This window comes from Asticcacaulis aquaticus (assembly GCF_028550415.1).
GTDB classification, from domain to species: Bacteria; Pseudomonadota; Alphaproteobacteria; order Caulobacterales; family Caulobacteraceae; genus Asticcacaulis; species Asticcacaulis aquaticus.
The window spans coordinates 43,650-60,403 of sequence record NZ_JAQQKX010000019.1 but is presented as its reverse complement, the minus strand read 5'-3'; the positions used below and the strand labels follow the sequence as shown (position 1 = coordinate 60,403).

Here is a 16,754-nt window from a genome sequence, read left to right as displayed (position 1 = left end):
GCCTCGCCCGCCTGAAACGCCAGAGGCACGAACGTACCCCGTCCGCTGGTCTGCTGTTCGCGCAGGCGATTGGCTTTCCAGTCACGCGCAAAGGCGGCAACGCGGTTGTAAGACCCGTCGTATCCCAGTGCGACCAGATCGCTGTAAAGCTGCTTTAAGGTCCGCTTCTGCTTGCGAGACCGTCCGGATTCTATCCGCAGCCAATGCGCCAGCTTCTCCGCAAACGGGTCCAGCTTGCTTGGTCGATCAGGGGCTTTGAACCGAGGCTCAACCTCATCTGACCGGAGGTACTTGCGGATGGTGTTCCGCGACAGTCCCGTTCGTCGCGATATCTCCCGGATCGGTATCCGATCCCGAAGTGCCCAGCGTCGAATGACGCTCAATAACGCCATGTCTATCACTCCTTGAGCCCTCGCTGCCATACAACGAGGGGAGTTTCACATGGGTCACTTCTCAGTGGAAATCAACATTGAGAGCATTATCAGGAGCGCCCCGAATGCAGACGGCTTGCCAGAATTGAACAGACGATAAGTTGCAACTGATGGAACAGCATCAGGGGTAATATGACCGGTCCCAGTACCGCCGCCGGAAACAGGGTGGAAGCCATGGGCACCCCGGACGCCAGACTCTTCTTGGAGCCGCAGAAGAGGATGACGATACGGTCTTCGCGGCTAAAGCCCATCATCGTCGACACTTTCCACGTCACGCCCATGACCAGCGCCAGTACGACGGCGCAGATCGCCAGCAAACCCGCCAGATCGAGCCACGACACCTTCGACCACAGGCCTTCGACGACCGAAGCGCTGAAGGCCGTATAGACGACCAGCAGGATCGAGGTGCGGTCGACCCGCCCGATCCATGCCTTGTGCGTGTCGATAAAACCGCCCAGCCACGGACGCGACAGATGGCCCAGCACGAACGGCAGCAGCAGTTGCATGGCGATCTTTTGTACGGCCTCCATCGACACGCCGTCGGCATGGCCGGTCAGCCCGTTCATCAGCAGACCGACCAGCAGCGGTGTCAGAAAAATGCCCAGCAGATTGGACAGGGAGGCGCTACATACCGCCGCCGCGACATTGCCCTTCGCCATGGCGGTAAAGGCGATCGAGGACTGCACCGTGGACGGCAGCAGGCAGAGAAACAGAAAACCGCTCAACAGGGCGGGCGACATCAACCCTGACAGGCCCGCCTGAACGCCCAGCCCGATCACCGGGAACAGGCCGAAGGTCACCGCCAGCACCGTCAGGTGCAGACGGACGTGCGATAAGCCCGCGATGATGGCCTGACGCGATAGCTTGGCCCCGTGGAGAAAAAAGAGCAGCATGATCGCGGCATCGGTCACCCCATCGGCAACCACCGCCGCGGTGCCACGTACCGGCAGCACGCTGGCCAGCGCCACCAGCCCCAGCATGATCAGGATGAACGGATCGAGGCGTTTCAGAAAACCGGTCATGTCACAGATCGAGGACAAGGCGGGCGGACTTCGCGCCGGAACAACAGACCATCATGGTCCGTCCGGCGGCTTTTTCGGCATCGGTCAGCACGCTGTCGCGGTGGTCGGGTGTCCCCTCCAGCACCCCGCATTCGCAGGCCCCGCAGATGCCTTCGGCGCAGGAGTGCGGGACATTGATACCGTGGTCCTTCAACGTCTCCAGAATGGTCTTGCCCGCCTCGACGGCATAGCGCCCACCGGTGCGGGCCAGTTCGACCTCGAACCCGCCGTCGAGCGCCGGGGCCTCGGCGCCGGAAAAGCGCTCGTAATGCACCTTACCGGCGGGACACCCGGCCCCGGCGGCGATATAGGCGTCGATCATGCCCGCGGGACCGCAGGCGTAAAAATGCGTCCCCTCAGGGGCCTCGGCGAAGATGCGGCCAAGGTCGAGGCGCGCGCCGCCGTCACTTTCAAACACGGTGTAAAACGGCACACCCGCCACATCGAGTTGCGGTCGCATCAGGTCGAGCAGCGGCGCGGTCGCCTCCGAGCGCGCCCCGAAATGGAAGGCAAAGGGCCGCCCCAGAGCGATCAGACGCTGCGCCATGGCCCATAGGGGCGTCACCCCGATACCGCCCGCGATCAGGACCGAAAACGGCGCGTCCTCGATCAGATGAAAATGGCAGCGCGGCGGGCTGATCATCAAAGCGTCACCAGCCTCGACCCAGTCGTGCAAGTATTTCGAGCCGCCCCGGCTTTGGGCATCGAGCGCCACGGCGACGACGTAGCGGTGCGTCTCGCCCGGCGCGTTCATCAGCGAATACTGCCGCACCAGCCCGTCGCGCGCCACGACGTCGATATGGGCCCCGGCCTCGAATGCCGGAAGCGCGTCGCTATCGGGCCTGAGGTCGAACACCCGCACGCAGCCCGCCTCGCCGGGCACCCCGGTTTCGGCAATGTCGTGAACCCGCACGGTCAGATCGGTCATGGTGCTGCGCCTCTGGAATTAGTCAGTGGGCTGTTTATAGCGCGCACGGCCTCCGGCTGACTTGTCGCCAAGGCCCCATAAATTTGCCTCAGGCCCGCTCTCATGGTGCAGCGCCGCACGAAGACTTGTCTGTACGCGCACGAAGGGCCGCGTCGGATTGACGCAGACGCGTTTTAGCCGGTTCCTGTTGATCACAGAGACAGCGGTTTTTCGTCAGACGCACCGAGGAACAAACCCGCCGTCCACATTTCACAACCTGTTGAACCCAAAGCGTAAATACGCCGAAGGTATGCGTACACCCTCTCTGAGGGTGAGGGAGGCACGATGCTGCGTTTCACGACCAATGCCTATCCGAAGGAGCAACGCTGGGATTCGTGGCGTTTTGCATTGCAACGCAAATCCATGCAGCTTGAGGCGATGAATGCCGACACCGCCTATGGCGAACTGGCCTCGTACCAAAGTCAACAGAAACTCGAATTCATCAGCGTCGCCTCGACCCCGCAAATCCTGCGTATCGACATGACCGAACAGGCCGATCAGGTGTGGCTGGTCGTGCTGCTCGAAGGCGATATGAACATCACCTATGGCGGTACGGTGACGCCGGTGCGCGAAGGCGGCGTCGTGTTCGGCGACGGTAATGCCCAGGCGCAGCTCGATTTCCACCGCGATCACCGCTTCCTGCTGGTCAAGATTCCAAAGGCTTTTCTGAGCCTGCGTGTGCGCAATCCTCTGCCCGGCGGTGTCAATCCGATCGCCAGCGACATCGGCTCAGGCCGTATCCTGTCGGGGATGCTGCGTTCGGTCGCCGACACGATCAACGACCTCAATACCGACCGCATCCGTCCGGTCGAACTGAGCCTGCCGGAGTTCCTGCTCACCGCCCTGATGGAGGACGCCCCGGTCAAGTCGCTGGGCGGGTCCGCCGGGGCCCGCGCCATGCTGCTGGAGCGCGTGTTCCAGACCATCGAGATGCACCTCTCGGACCCGAACCTCAACCTGCAACAGGTGGCGACCGAGCACGGCATTTCGATGCGCTACCTGCAAAAGCTGTTTGAAAGCGTCAATGAAAGCTTTGGGCATTATGTGAAGCTGCGGCGGCTGGAACGCTGCCGGATGGACCTCCTGAGCCCGCTGCACGCGCAAAAATCGATCTCGGATATCCTGTTTCAGTGGGGGTTCAACGACTCCGCTTCGTTTAGCCGCGCCTTTCGCGAGCAGTACGGCCTGTCGCCGCGCGAATATCGTAAAGCGCCGCCAGCCCTCGACGACGGCGAAGCCCCGCGCCGCGGACGACCGGTCGTGGCAAAGGATGGCCGGTTTCGCGAAGACCTGTCGACCCCCGATCCCGATGAGGAGATCGAGGAACCGGTGACCGAAGACAGCCTGCCGGAATTGCCGAAACACAGCGTCCGCCACCACTTTTTGCCCGCGACGCCCGAGACGATCCACTGGGGCCACCTCAGCCGTCACCTCAAACCGGCGATCCGCGTGCAATCGGGCGATTACGTCACCATCGAGACCCTGACCCACCATGCGGGGGACGATTACGAACGGATGATCGAGGGTGATCCGGGAGCCGAGGCCATCTATCACTGGACCACCGATGAGAAGACCGTCGAACGCCGAGGCGCCGGACCGATGGATGCCTCCGCGGTCGGGCGTGGTGCCGGCGAAGGCTTCGGCGTCCATATCTGCACCGGCCCGGTGGCCATTGCCGGTGCCAAACCCGGCGACATCGTCGAGGTGCGCTTTCTCGACATCAAATCACGGCCTTCAGGGAATGCGAAGTTCGCCGGACGCAGCTTCGGCAGCAATGTCGCCGCCTACTGGGGCTTTCACTATAACGACCTGCTGACAGATCCCAAGCCACGCGAAGTGGTCACGATCTACGAAGTCGAGACCGGGCACGACCGCTGCTGCGCCCATGCCGTCTATAATTTCCGCTATACGCCGCAGACCGATCCCTATGGCACGCGGCACGACCGTTACGACTATCCGGGCGTGATTATCGATCCCGACAGCATCGAGCGCAATTTCGACGTCCTGCGCAATGTCGAAATACCCGTGCGCCCGCACTTCGGCTTTGTCGCCGTGGCCCCGGCCTATGACGGACTGGTCGACTCGGTGCCACCCGCCAATTTCGGCGGCAATATCGACAACTGGCGGCTGGGCCCCGGGGCGTCGATCTTCCTGCCGGTGCACGTGGCCGAGGCGTTGTTGTCGCTCGGCGATCCCCATGCGTCACAGGGCGATTCCGAGCTGTGCGGCACGGCCATCGAATGCTCGATGACGGCGCTGATCCAGATCGTCCTGCACCCGAAGGCGTCGCAGCGTGATCCCCTGCGCGACCTCGACTATCCGCTGATCGAAACCAGGGACGAATGGGTGCTGCTCGGCTTTTCGCAGCCCAACTACCTGCGCGAATTGGGCGACAAGGCGCAGAGCGAGATCTACAAGAAGGCCTCCATCGAAGGGGCCATGCGCGATGCTTTCCGCAAAGCGCGGCGGTTTCTGATGACCACCAAGGGGTTGAGCGAGGACGAGGCCGTATCGCTGTTGTCGGTGGGGGTCGATTTCGGCGTCTCGCAGGTCGTCAACGGCAACTGGGGCGCGCACGCGATCATCCGAAAAAGTCTGTTCCTGAATTAGGGTTTTAAGAAGATTTTGACCACGAAAAACACGAAAAGCACAAAAAAATTCATTGTGCTGAACTTTCGTGCGAAACGCTAAAATCCTTAATGTGCCACGAACTCGATAAGGCCCTTCAGGCAAGAAAGAGGTAGCTTCTTTTTCGTGCTTTTCGTGTTTTTCGTGGTCAATTCTTTCTTTGATTAGCACAAAATGCCGCAGCAAGAGGTTGTGCGCGTCAGGACAAGACCCGTCAGACGGCGCAGGCAAGACTTGAGGCCCTACCGCCTGAAAAAGAGAGCCTCATGTCCGGACCTGCCCCCAAAATCGTCGTCGTCGGCAGCATCAACGCCGACGTCACACTGGAGGTCGAGCGCCTGCCGCAGCCCAATGAGACCCTGATGGCGCGGGCCAGTCGCCAAAGCATCGGCGGCAAGGGATTCAATCAGGCCATGGCGCTGGCGCGGCTGGGCTGTGAGACGGTCATGGTCGGCGCGGTCGGCGACGACCTGATGGGCAGCGAGGCCCGCGCCCGTCTGCGTCGTTCGGGTATCGACGATCGCCATATCAGCACGATCACAGGACAGGTAACCGGCACGGCGCACATTCTGGTCGGGCGCGACGGGCAGAACATGATCACCGTCTCGCCGGGAGCCAATGCCGCCCTGACGCCCGCTCACGTCGAGGCCGCCACCGACCTGATCGCGTCGGCGGACGCGCTGATCGTTCAGATGGAAGTGCCGCTGGCGACGACCCGGCGCGCCTTGGAGATCGCCCGCGCGCACGGCATCCTGACCGTGCTCAACCCCGCCCCGGTCCTGCCCGGCGTCGAGTCGCTGCTGCCGTTGGCGGATGTCGTGACGCCGAACGAGACAGAACTGGAACGCATGACCGGCATGGACGGGTTTGGCGATGCCGCCCTGCACGCGGCCCTGCACAGCTTGATCAAAACCGGTGCAGGGCGGGCTCTGGTCACCATGGGCAGCAGCGGTATCGCGGCGTTGATCGAAGGGACTCTGGTGCGCCTGCCCGCGCATAGGGTGAAAGCCGTCGATGCGACCGGCGCGGGCGACGTGTTCAACGGCGCTTTGACGGCGAAACTGGCGGGCGGTGCGAAGTGGCTTGAGGCCCTGCACTATGCGATGGCGGCGGCGGCCCTGTCGGTGTCGCGCGCCTCGGCCGATGCCGCCCCGACCCTGAGCGAAGTCGAGGCGTTTTTGGCAGAAACCGTCTAAAACCCTATTTGGTGGTTGCCGCTTCCAGCGCATCGAGACGCGCCTTGGCAAAGTCGGTGACCGGTGCGATGCCGCTATTGTCAAAATGCATCAGGGTGCGGGATTGGGCCGTATAGGCAGGCCATGGCGTCAGGCCTTCGCCGTTCGGATTGCCGGTCCTGGCGAAATTGACCCAGTAGCGGTTCATCGATGCCGTCATGTTCAGGTCTGATGGCGTCCACTCATGCCGCGCGGTGCGGCTCTGGCGGATATCGAAAACCATCTCGATCTCATTCTCATGCCCTGCCCCCGGCGTCGTGGCGCGCAGGGTTTCCGGCACATAGCCGAAGCGATAGAGCCAGACCTTGCCGTTTTTCTTCGCCGTCTGTTCCGCCCGCCAGCGCGCCGGGAGCGTCATGGCGTATTCACCCCACAAGCGCTTTTCGGCGACCTCACGCGGCGTGCCGTCGGCCATGTAGAGTTTGACGACGCCTTCACCCTTCGGCCCCAGAGACTCGATCAGCTTTTTCTCGGCCCCAGGCAGCCAGCGGATCAGGCTTTCTTCGTAATTATTGGCCCCGACCAGATAGGGCACATCGGCGATATGGCCGTTCTTATAGGCGTCCGGCGTCGATTCCAGAACCACCTGAGCGTCGGCAATAACGCTTTCCGGCAGCAGTACCGGCGCATCAAGCACCGTCGCGGCGGGCAAGTGACGCAGAGCTTCGGCGGTCAGCGCGCCTTTCTTGTCCCCCCATGCCTTGCCGTCGGCTTCGGCCTTGTCCAGCGGCTTGACGAAACCGTTCGAGCCGCCCGACTGCGCGATGGCCTTATGGAACAGGCCGCGCGCCTTGGGCGACGCCATCAGGAAATTGACCGAAGAGGCCCCGGCGGATTCGCCGAAGATCGTCACATTGCCCGGATCGCCGCCAAAAGCCACGATATTGGTCTGCACCCATTCGAGCGCCTTGATCTGATCCATCAGGCCGTAATTACCGACCGCTTCGCCGTCCGCTTTCAACGCCGGATGGGCGAAGAAGCCGAACCGCCCGACGCGGTAGTTGAGCGAGACGACGATGACGTCCTGCTTCGCGAACGCCGTACCGTCATAGCTGGGGTAGGACGACGCGCCCATAATGAAGGCGCCACCATAGATCCACACCATGACCGGCAGCCTCTTACCTGTCGCGTTTTCCGGCGCCCAGACATTGAGATAGAGGCAGTCTTCGGATTCCGGATTGACGAAACCAGGGCCCGGCGGGCTTTCCATATCCATCTGTACGCAATCCGGCCCGAAGCTACGCGCCTCCAGAAGGCCCGACCACGGCGAAGGCGACTGCGGCGCGCGCCAGCGCAGGGGGCCGACCGGTGGCTGCGCATAGGGGATGCCGAGATAGCGTGAGACGCCGTTTTCCGTGACGCCTTCGATCTTGCCATCGTGCAGACCGACTTGCGGCCCGGCCACGGCGGTCGTGGACAGCAGACAGGCCAGAAGACCGGCGGAAACACTCACAAACTTGAACATGCAAAACCCTTTTCAACCGAATGCGGCGGGCCCCGATACGCTGGGCCCGCCGTTACGCTTACTGACTTTCTTAAGACGCGCATCTGATCCAAAAACCCCAGAAAGCAAGAATGGACAGTTTTTGGGATGCGCTTCTCTTAAACCACCTTAGAAACTGCGGCTGACCTTGAGATGCACCGTGCGGCCGATACCGGGCAGGACATTGGCATTGGCATCGGTGTCGGAGTTGGCGAGGAAATATTCCTCGTCCGTCAGGTTATCGACATTGAGGTCGATACGATACGGCCCTTTCACGACATAGGCCCCGGCGCGGACCAGCGTATAGGCCGGCAGGGTGATCGATCCCGGCAGGAAGCCGCCGGTTTCCGAGGCATAGGTCACCCCGCCGGTCATGCCCCATTTGCCGCGCACGTCGTAAGTGGCGAACAGAGAGCCGCTGGTCTTGGGCGTGGTGCGCAGATAGTAGCCGTTCTGCGTCCCGGCAATGTAGTTGGCATTCGAGAAGACATAGCCGCCGTAACCGTCGGTGCAGGCAATCCCGGCCATGCAGGACGGCAAGGTCAGGAAGAAGCCCGCGCCTGCAGTCGGTGCGACCTTGGTCTTCATCCGCGTCAGGGTCGCCGTCAGGCCGAAATTGTCGGTGACCAGCCAGCGCAACTCGCCCTCGATGCCCTGCGTCCGCAGCGCGCTGACGGTTTGTACGCCCGTCGGCGGGTTCGACAGGAACGAGCGATCCTGATCGTAGGCCGCCAGTGCGGCAAACAGGCGCCCACCGTATTGCGAGGTCTTGACCCCGGCTTCGCGCAGACGCGAAGCCCCCAGATAGGCGTCATTGAGGATCAGCGAAGGCGCGAGACCGCCGCCCTGATCGATTTGCAGCGACTTGGCGCGGGCAAAGGTCGTGTAGAACGTCGCCCACTCGAACTTGTAGGCCAGGGAGGCGTTATAGCTGTAGGCGTCCTTCTGGTTGGTGCGGCGGGCGCGCGTCGTGCCGACCTCGGTGCCGATGTTCAGCGCGTCGACGTCGTAGCTATCGGCGCGACCACCGATCGTCAGACTGACCGGGCCCCAGGTGCCGTCGGCCAGAGCAAACGCGCCATAGTTATGGATCTTGGTCGTCGTATCCGTCGCCCACTTGTACCCGGCGACAAACGGGTTGTTGAAGCGGTCGTCGATCGTTGCCCCGACGCTCAGGTCGCGGCGGTCTTCGGAAATAACGAAGTCGTTGAGCGAACCCTGCACGTGGGCGTGGGTGAAGCGGTGACTGACGCCCGACACCGTTTTCCAGTCGATGGGACCCGTCGAAAAGTCGCGGATATAGCTGAGGCGCTGTTCGCTGAGCGTCGACTCGTAACGCGAACCGAAGCCATAGCTCTGATAGTTGTCGGATTCCAGCGTGTTGAGGAAGGCTTCCAGCTTCAGCTTGCCACCCAGAAGTTCGCGCGAGGCCCCGGCATAAAGGGTGTGCGTCGTTGCCTCATTGATATCGACGCCTTCGTCGATGAAGGTGGTGCGGCGCGACAGCTCGACCAGTTTCACGGTCGACGGGTCGAGTTTGGTGAAGTTGTTCGGCGTCGGCGTGACGCCGATCGCCGGGCCGGCGAAGAGCAACGCCGAACCACCGGTGACGGCGTAGTAGCGCGACACGCTGATGAAGGGCGAGGTGCCGTCGGTGATCTTGGCGATCGGGCGGCCGGAGATGTACAGGCCGTCATCGATCAGCTGCTGGGTGACGCGGTTCCAGCCGATGTTTTTCAGATAACCTTCGGAATGGACGAACTGATAGCTGGTTTCCAGCGACCACTTGTCGCCGAGCGTGCTGGCGAACGAGCCCTGAAGGACCTGCGATTTCGGGTGCATCCCCAGATAGAAGCTGTCGGAATCCTCGACCTTGGCAAACAGGTGCAGGCCCGCGTCGTTGGTGCCCCAGTTGGCCGGCAGCGACAGGTTGCCGGTCAGGATCTTCTCGCCGTAGCTGCCGACAGTCGCGGACACGTCGCCGCCTACCTTGTCGACATATTTGGTGCTTTCGCCGTAGCCCGTCTTCGGGATGAAGTTCATGAAGCCGCCGACCTGACCGGAGCCATAGACCGGCGAGGTCGGGCCGCGCACGATTTCGATGGAGGAGGTCGCATCGACCGGCGTCGGGTAGTTGGCGAAGTTCGACAGGCCCTGAAAGCCGTTATAATAGTTGTCGGCCATGGTGCCGCGGATGTTCAGGCTGCCCGGGACGCCGAAGAACGAACCGGTATAGGTGCCCGCCGCGACCGCCGTGAAGTCATAGACGTTCTTGATCGAATAGCGCGACAAAAGCTTGTCGGAAATTTCAGTGACCGAACGCGGCGTGTCGACCAGCGGCTTATCGATACCGAAGACGCTGGAGGTGACGCGCTTCTGCTTGACGCCGCCCAGATCGCGGGCGCCGGTCACGACGACCTCGGTGACCTCTTCCGGCTTTGCGTCCTGGGCAAAGGCCGGTGCCGCAAGCGCGCTCAGGGCGCCGCAGAGGGCCGTCAGGGCCAGAAGAGAATGTTTGTACGTAATATGCTTACCGTTCATCGTGCCATATCCCCTTGGCCATAGAGCGTCCAAAAAAGCCCGCCGTCCATATTAGAAATGCGAACGCTTCCGATCGGTGGATCGTTGTCATCAAGGTGTCATGATCGGCGGCCGGCGGTCTTGAGCGGGCGCGCCCTGTAAATTGCCGCAATTGACGCAGCGCAGCATGTTAAGGCTGTGTTTACCTCTCCCGCACGCCGACCGATGACGGGGCTCTGTGCGCGCCCGGACAAACCACCGTTGCCAAGATGACGCCGTTACGCCGGAGGCCGGACGCGATGCGTCATCTGTCGGCAAGTATTGATTCGCCGCGCGTCAAGACAGCCATGACCTCTGCGAAGAGGATCGCGCGCAATCAAAACACGGAGATTCAGCGATGAAATGGTTTATTACAGGCGTTTCCAAAGGCTTCGGTGTGGCCATAGCTAAGGCAGCGCTGGAACGCGGTGACCTTGTGGCGGGCACCGTGCGCGGTCAGGCCGATCTGGTGGCCTTCAATGCCCTGAAGCCCGGCTTTGCCTTCGGCCTTCTTATGGATGTCACCGACCGCGCGCAGGTCGATCTGGCCGTCGCCGCGGCCGAAACCGCGCTCGGCGGTATCGATGTGGTCGTCAATAATGCCGGTTATGGCCTGATCGGCGCGGTCGAAGAGGCCAGCGCCGCAGAAATCCAACAGGTCTTCGACGTCAATGTCTTCGGCGCAATCAACGTGCTTCAGGCCACCCTGCCCTATCTACGCGCCCGTCGCGCCGGACACATTATCAATGTCACCTCGGTGTCGGGCTATGCGCCGTGGGCGGGGTCTGGCCTTTATGGCGCCACCAAGTTCGCCATGGAGGGCCTTGGCCGGACCCTCGCCGAGGAGGTCGAGGAACTTGGGATCGGCGTGACCAATCTCGCGCCCGGCGGGTTCCGTACCCATTTCGCCAAGGGCTCGCTCAATGTGGTCGCGCACAAGATCCCCGACTACGACGGCAAGGCGCGCGAGGCGGAGCGGACCCTGGCGGCGCATAACGGCTCAGAGCCCGGCGATCCGGATAAGCTGGCGCAAGCCGTTCTGACCATTGCGGGCATGAAAAACCCGCCTCTGCATCTGCTGCTGGGGGCCGACGCGCTGGGCTATGCCGAAGAAGAAATGGCCGAGATTCAAAAGGACATCGACCAGTGGCGCGACCTGTCGTTGTCGACGGCGTTCTAAGCGCATTCTGAAAAGTGTGCAGCGGTTTTCAGAATCAAATGCGCGACAAAGCAATAATTTAGAACAAGTTCCGATCCAACTGGATCGGGACATGTTCTAAGGCGCGCAACAACTTCTTGTGCGCCTAAACACAAGACCGGCATCCACCACCGGCGTTAGGTCTTAGCTCAAGATGGCATCCGCCCGGATGGAGTTACGTCCGGGGGCGCTGCCACGAAACGACGAATTCAGGTGATCGTCGCCATGCCCACAAAGTTACCTTCCAAAGCCTTTATCGACTCGTTCGCGTCCTCGGATATCGACCTTGCCGACGCCGAGACCCTGCCGCCCGAATGCTATACCGACGCCGACTTCTACGAATTCGAGAAAGAAGCGCTCTATTACCATGAATGGCTGTGCGTCGGACGTGAGACCTGGGTGAAAAACCCCGGCGACTATTTTACCACCAAGATCGTGGACGAGCCTATCGTCATCGCGCGCGGTCGAGATGGCGCAATCAATGCCATGTCGTCGGTCTGTGCCCACCGCGCCATGCTGGTCGCCGAGGGGGCTGGCAATACGCGGATGTTCCTGTGCCCGTACCATCACTGGGCCTATGGTCTCGATGGCAAGCTGACCGGCGCTCCGGCTATGGAAAAAACGTGCAACTTCAACAAGGAAGAGCACGGCCTGACGCGGTTCGCGGTCGAAATCTGGAACGGCTTCATCTTCGTCAATTTCGATATTGACGCCGCACCGCTGGCTCCGCGTCTGACGCAGGTGACCGAGGCGCTCAAGGGCTACGACCTCTCCAATGCCGACGATCTGCGCCCGCAGGCCCCGGGCACCTTCCCGTGGAACTGGAAGGTGATGTTCGAGAACAATAACGACGGCTACCACGCCTCGAAGCTGCATCAGGGTCCGCTGCACGACTTCGTGCCGTCGGATCTGGCCGAGTTCCCGGACTCGGACCCTGCCGATGCCGGGTTCCTGCGCTACAACGGCACGACCCACAAGGACGCCAGCTTCAACCCAACGCAGGTCGCCCAGATGCCGGTCTTCCCCGGCCTGAGCGAGACCGACCGCAACCGCATGACCTTCGCCAATATCCCGCCCACCCTGTCGCTGGTGATGATGAGCGACATGGTCATCTATCTGATCCTGCGCCCCACAGGCGCCGAGACGATGGAACAGGACGCCGGGACTCTGGTCGCGCCGGGCGCGTCGAAGCACCCGACCTTTCAGCACAAGTTCGAAATGAACATGAACTCGGCCACCCATATCATCGATCAGGACATGCACGTCGATGAGCTGGTGCAGGTCGGGCTGCGCTCCAAATTCGCCCCGCGCGGCCGCTATTCGTGGCAGGAAGGCGCGCAGATCCAGTTCAACCGCTGGCTCATCAAGCGTTATCGCGACGCTTTCGACCGTCTGAGCGGTCCGCACCTCAAGGCCGTCAAGGGCGCGGCTTAACCCCCTAAAACTTCATGAAACTCCTTTCTGTCCGGTCATCCCGGACAGAGATCGGAGCCTCGTGTCTCACCCTTCCCTCTCAAGAGAACTGTATCATGGCTTTTATCTGCACCCCGGGTGAGACCCGTCAGGACACCCAGCCCAAGAACCTGCATTTTCTGCGCGCGACGCCGGAAACCATCCACTGGGGCTATTTCCACCCTGAGATCAAACCCGCCCTGACGGTCAACTCCGGCGATATGATCATGGCCGAAGCCGTCACCCACCATGCCGGCGACGCGCCTGAGCTGATGATGGACGAGGCTATCACGCGCATCTTCACCGAAGTGCCCGAAGCCGACCGTAATCCCGGCGTCCACATCATGACCGGCCCGATCTATGTCGAAGGCGCCGAGCCCGGCGACATGCTGGAGGTGCGCTATTTTCAGATGACGCCGCGCTTCAATTACGGCTCGAATCTGGCCGCCAACTGGGGCCACCTCTATGAGGAATTCGGCAAGAAAGAACGCGTCACCATCTACGAGCTGAACCCCAATTCCAATACGGCCTCGGCGCACTATGCCTATGATTTTCCGGGCGTTTACCTGACACCGGGTACGATCACCCATTGCCCGGAATGCGACCGCGTCCCGGCCCTGAAAGGCATTTCGATCCCGGCCCGTCCGCACCTCGGCACCGCCGGGGTCGCACCAGCCGTCGATCAGCGCGTCTCGACCATCCCGCCCGGCCTGCACGGCGGCAATATCGATAACTGGCGCATCGGTGCGGGCGCGACCATGTACTATCCGGTGCAGGTCAAGGGCGGCCTGTTCTCGATCGGCGACCCGCACGTCTCGCAGGGCGACGGTGAAATTTCGGGCACCGCTATCGAAGCCTCGCTCAACTGCCTGTTCCAGATCATCCTGCGCAAGGACTTCAGCTTCCCGTCGCCGCTGCTGGAAACGCCGAATAACTGGATCGTCCACGGCTTCGACGAAGACCTCAACAAGGCGATGAAAAACGCCTCGCTCGACATGCTGACCCTGCTCACCGAGCATCAGGGCCTGTCCCGCAATGACGCCTATTCGCTGATGTCGGTTGCCGCCGATTTCGGGATCACCCAGGTCGTCGACGGCACGCAGGGCATTCACGTCCGCATCGACCGCAACATCTTCCCCGACAAGGGCGTGGTCAAAGATCCCGAATAGGCATAGCTTAGCCCCATGCCCTTGTGGAAATTCTCGGTAGATACGGTTCCGGAAACGGAACGTCAGGCGGCGTGGGTGGATGTCCTGCGCCGCCTGAAACTGCCTGTGGCCGACCTGTCGTCGCTGTCGCGCGTCCGCGGCTCGGTCATGGTGACGACCACGCCGCTCGGCTGCGAATTCGCCGTGCTCGAGTCCACGCCGCAGACCTATTCCGGGCGCAACCCGGACCATAGCTCCGCCGTCTGGCTGGCGGTTCTGGCGCGCGGCGAAGGCATACTGGACCACGGCGGGGAAACCACGGTCCTCAGCCCGCGCTCGATCATCTTCGGAGCGTCGGGCGTCGATTCGACCCTGCGCCTGACTTCTGATTTTCGCATGTTGTTCATCAAGATTCCGCAACTGGCCGTCAGCCCGCGCATGATCACGCCGCTGGGGCAACGCGTCGGGATTCTGCCCGGTGTGTCCGGGCTGGAGAAGATGTTCAACGGCCTGCTGCTCAATCTGGCCGACACGCTGGAAGCGCTCAATGACGAGCATTTCCAGCCGGTCGAGCAGTCGATGATCGAATTCCTGGTTGCCTGTCTGGCCAGCGACGGCCGCATCGAATCCAAAGGCGGCGCCGCCGGTGCGCGGGCGTTTCACCTGCGTCGTATCTGTCAGAAGATCGAAACCCTGCTGCACGACCCGGAACTGTCGCTGCTCAAGGTCGCCGCCGAAAACGGCGTCTCGCCGCGTTATGTGCAAAAGCTGTTCACCGGCGCGCAGATGACCTTTTCCAACTACCTTAAAACGCGCCGGCTTGAGCGTTGCTACGCTGACCTGATCAGCCCCGTCCACGCCCAGTTGTCGGTATCGGAAATCTGTTTCCGCTGGGGCTTCAACGACGCGGCGCATTTCAGCCGAACCTTCCGCGAACGCTTCGGCCTGTCGCCGTCCAAGCACCGCCAGTCCGGCCAACCTCGCATATAAAAAAGAACCCGACCCGGCGAGTGAACCGGGTCGGGCCAAGGGTCTGAGGAGGTTTAAACCTTACAATCCGCCGTGGTTGACGCTGGCCACCTCGGCGGCCGTGATCTTCATCCGGTACGGCGGGAAGAGCATGATCAGCGCCGCAACGACGACCAAACAGATTTCGATGATGATGATCGACCCGGCATAGGCCTTGTAGTGGTCGAACCACACATCCATCAGGAACGGCGTCAGACCCTGCGCCAGCATGACCACCGCATAGATGACGCCAGTAATCAGACCATAGGCCTTAAGACCGAAATAGCGCGAGATATAATAGGGCAGCGCACCGAACGCCGTGCCGAGCCCGATGCCCAGAAGCGCCCCAGACGCCAGCAGCAGCGGTGTGTTCATCGCGGCTTCGAGCAGCCACAGGCCGAAGGCGGCCACGACGAAGAACGGCGCGGTGACGCGGGGCGACTTGATCCGATCAAGTAGTGTGCCGACCACGATCTGCCAGACCGAGGTGACCAGGGCCAGCACCACCATGACCGTGGTGGCCAGCCCCATATCGATCTTACGGTCGGTCAGCACCGGGATGACGTGCGAAAACACCGCCGTCAGGCACCCGGCCCCCAGACCAAGGCTGGCGATGATCAACCAGAAAACCGGCGTTTTGAGGGCCTCATTCAGGGTCAGGCCCTCAAGCCCTTCGGAGGGGGCGTTCGGGTGGTACTTGGCGGGCGTCGGCTCAAGAACAGGGCGCGGTGCGTCCTTGAGCAGGAAGAAGGTCGCCGGAAAACCGAGCGCAAAGATGATGAAACCAATGACGGCAAAGCTCATCTGCCAGCCTATGGCCCCCAGCAGGATCGCAGCAATGATCGGCATGAAGGTCGCGCCCACACCGTTACCGAGGCCGGCCGAAATCCCCAGCATCAGGCCACGACTCTTGTCGAACCACTCCGACACGACCTTGGAGAACATGGCCGTACAGGGAATGGCCCCCGCCACACCGATCAGGGCGAACAACAGATAGAAGTGTAGCAGGCTGTTATTGACCTGACTGATCGCCGCCACGCTGAGCGCGAACAGGATATTGCCGATGAGCAGCACCTTGCGTCCGCCGTACTTATCCATCAGGCGGCCCACCATCGGAAAGGCGATGATGCTGACCAGCGAGATGATCCCCAGCACGGCGGTGACCTGAGAGCGCTGCCAGCCGAAGCTTTCGGAAATCGGCACCAGAAAGACGCCGAACACCGAACTGACCGTGGCGGTCAGACAGACCATATTACCTATGGTACAGGCGACGACGACGCCCAGCGCCGTTTTGCGGTTGTCCTTGGTTTCAATCGTCATGCCCACGCACTCCACATTATAGTCCAGAGCGGAATGACTTTAAATAGAATCGCCATTCCGCTCTAAATCTTTGATTGGTCGCGCATTTGATTCCGAAAACCGTTGCACACTTTTCGGAATGCGCTTTGAACAGCAAAACCGGAATCCGCAACCGCGTCAAAGCCAAACCCCCGCCTGCCAAAAAACAGGGCGTCAGGCGTATAGTCCGCATGGGGCACCATTTACAGCGCTGTCAAATTTTACGACGCCGCCGGTCAAGACCCG

At 61.6% G+C, this 16,754-nt stretch carries 11 protein-coding genes and 1 pseudogene; 6 read left to right on the top strand and 6 right to left on the bottom strand.

Going from position 1 to position 16,754, the window contains the following annotated elements; all coding sequences use genetic code 11:
• The 3 genes and pseudogenes from PQU92_RS17380 to PQU92_RS17370 form a co-directional block, all read right to left on the bottom strand.
• Window positions 1-392: pseudogene (locus PQU92_RS17380) on the bottom strand (winged helix-turn-helix transcriptional regulator); the annotation flags it as partial.
• An 89-nt stretch (window positions 393-481) separates the two neighbouring features.
• Window positions 482-1,453, bottom strand: coding sequence for a bile acid:sodium symporter family protein (locus PQU92_RS17375; protein WP_272749566.1), 972 nt, complete (start codon window positions 1,451-1,453; stop codon window positions 482-484).
• A 1-nt stretch (window position 1,454) separates the two neighbouring features.
• Complete coding sequence (locus PQU92_RS17370; protein WP_272749565.1) at window positions 1,455-2,420, bottom strand: PDR/VanB family oxidoreductase; 966 nt, start codon at window positions 2,418-2,420, stop codon at window positions 1,455-1,457.
• A 324-nt stretch (window positions 2,421-2,744) separates the two neighbouring features.
• Between PQU92_RS17370 and PQU92_RS17365 the strand changes: the two genes are divergently transcribed.
• Together PQU92_RS17365 and PQU92_RS17360 are read left to right on the top strand one after the other, a co-directional pair.
• Window positions 2,745-5,069, top strand: a complete 2,325-nt coding sequence (locus PQU92_RS17365) for an acetamidase/formamidase family protein (RefSeq protein WP_272749564.1) — start codon at window positions 2,745-2,747, stop codon at window positions 5,067-5,069.
• Between the two features lie 284 nt (window positions 5,070-5,353).
• Window positions 5,354-6,283, top strand: a complete 930-nt coding sequence (locus PQU92_RS17360; protein WP_272749563.1) for a ribokinase — start codon at window positions 5,354-5,356, stop codon at window positions 6,281-6,283.
• Between the two features lie 4 nt (window positions 6,284-6,287).
• Here PQU92_RS17360 and PQU92_RS17355 read toward each other — a convergent pair whose 3' ends face one another.
• Together PQU92_RS17355 and PQU92_RS17350 are read right to left on the bottom strand one after the other, a co-directional pair.
• Window positions 6,288-7,787, bottom strand: a complete 1,500-nt coding sequence (locus PQU92_RS17355) for a carboxylesterase/lipase family protein (protein WP_272749561.1) — start codon at window positions 7,785-7,787, stop codon at window positions 6,288-6,290.
• Window positions 7,788-7,934: 147 nt separating this feature from the next.
• The gene (locus tag PQU92_RS17350) at window positions 7,935-10,346 is read right to left on the bottom strand and encodes a TonB-dependent siderophore receptor (RefSeq protein WP_272749560.1); all 2,412 of its coding nucleotides are present in this window, start codon (window positions 10,344-10,346) and stop codon (window positions 7,935-7,937) included.
• Between the two features lie 376 nt (window positions 10,347-10,722).
• On the opposite strand from PQU92_RS17350, the gene PQU92_RS17345 reads away from it, so the two are divergent.
• From PQU92_RS17345 to PQU92_RS17330, 4 genes are all read left to right on the top strand, one after another.
• A complete protein-coding gene (locus tag PQU92_RS17345; RefSeq protein ID WP_272749559.1) occupies window positions 10,723-11,544 on the top strand; it encodes an oxidoreductase in 822 nt (273 codons plus the stop codon).
• A gap of 243 nt (window positions 11,545-11,787) precedes the next feature.
• Complete coding sequence (locus tag PQU92_RS17340; RefSeq protein WP_272749558.1) at window positions 11,788-12,996, top strand: aromatic ring-hydroxylating oxygenase subunit alpha; 1,209 nt, start codon at window positions 11,788-11,790, stop codon at window positions 12,994-12,996.
• A gap of 95 nt (window positions 12,997-13,091) precedes the next feature.
• Window positions 13,092-14,183: an acetamidase/formamidase family protein gene (locus PQU92_RS17335; RefSeq protein ID WP_272749557.1), complete on the top strand. Its 1,092-nt coding sequence runs from the start codon at window positions 13,092-13,094 to the stop codon at window positions 14,181-14,183.
• 15 nt (window positions 14,184-14,198) lie between these two features.
• Complete coding sequence (locus tag PQU92_RS17330) at window positions 14,199-15,152, top strand: helix-turn-helix domain-containing protein (RefSeq protein ID WP_272749556.1); 954 nt, start codon at window positions 14,199-14,201, stop codon at window positions 15,150-15,152.
• 60 nt (window positions 15,153-15,212) lie between these two features.
• Here PQU92_RS17330 and PQU92_RS17325 read toward each other — a convergent pair whose 3' ends face one another.
• Window positions 15,213-16,490, bottom strand: a complete 1,278-nt coding sequence (locus tag PQU92_RS17325) for an MFS transporter (protein WP_272749554.1) — start codon at window positions 16,488-16,490, stop codon at window positions 15,213-15,215.
• Between the last annotated feature and the right edge of the window lie 264 nt (window positions 16,491-16,754).

Coding starts and splice junctions, on each gene's coding strand:
- PQU92_RS17375 (WP_272749566.1), bottom strand. CDS start 1,453: ATGACCGGTTTTCTGAAACGCCTCGATCCGTTCATCCTGATCATGCTG.
- PQU92_RS17370 (WP_272749565.1), bottom strand. CDS start 2,420: ATGACCGATCTGACCGTGCGGGTTCACGACATTGCCGAAACCGGGGTG.
- PQU92_RS17365 (WP_272749564.1), top strand. CDS start 2,745: ATGCTGCGTTTCACGACCAATGCCTATCCGAAGGAGCAACGCTGGGAT.
- PQU92_RS17360 (WP_272749563.1), top strand. CDS start 5,354: ATGTCCGGACCTGCCCCCAAAATCGTCGTCGTCGGCAGCATCAACGCC.
- PQU92_RS17355 (WP_272749561.1), bottom strand. CDS start 7,787: ATGTTCAAGTTTGTGAGTGTTTCCGCCGGTCTTCTGGCCTGTCTGCTG.
- PQU92_RS17350 (WP_272749560.1), bottom strand. CDS start 10,346: ATGAACGGTAAGCATATTACGTACAAACATTCTCTTCTGGCCCTGACG.
- PQU92_RS17345 (WP_272749559.1), top strand. CDS start 10,723: ATGAAATGGTTTATTACAGGCGTTTCCAAAGGCTTCGGTGTGGCCATA.
- PQU92_RS17340 (WP_272749558.1), top strand. CDS start 11,788: ATGCCCACAAAGTTACCTTCCAAAGCCTTTATCGACTCGTTCGCGTCC.
- PQU92_RS17335 (WP_272749557.1), top strand. CDS start 13,092: ATGGCTTTTATCTGCACCCCGGGTGAGACCCGTCAGGACACCCAGCCC.
- PQU92_RS17330 (WP_272749556.1), top strand. CDS start 14,199: ATGCCCTTGTGGAAATTCTCGGTAGATACGGTTCCGGAAACGGAACGT.
- PQU92_RS17325 (WP_272749554.1), bottom strand. CDS start 16,490: ATGACGATTGAAACCAAGGACAACCGCAAAACGGCGCTGGGCGTCGTC.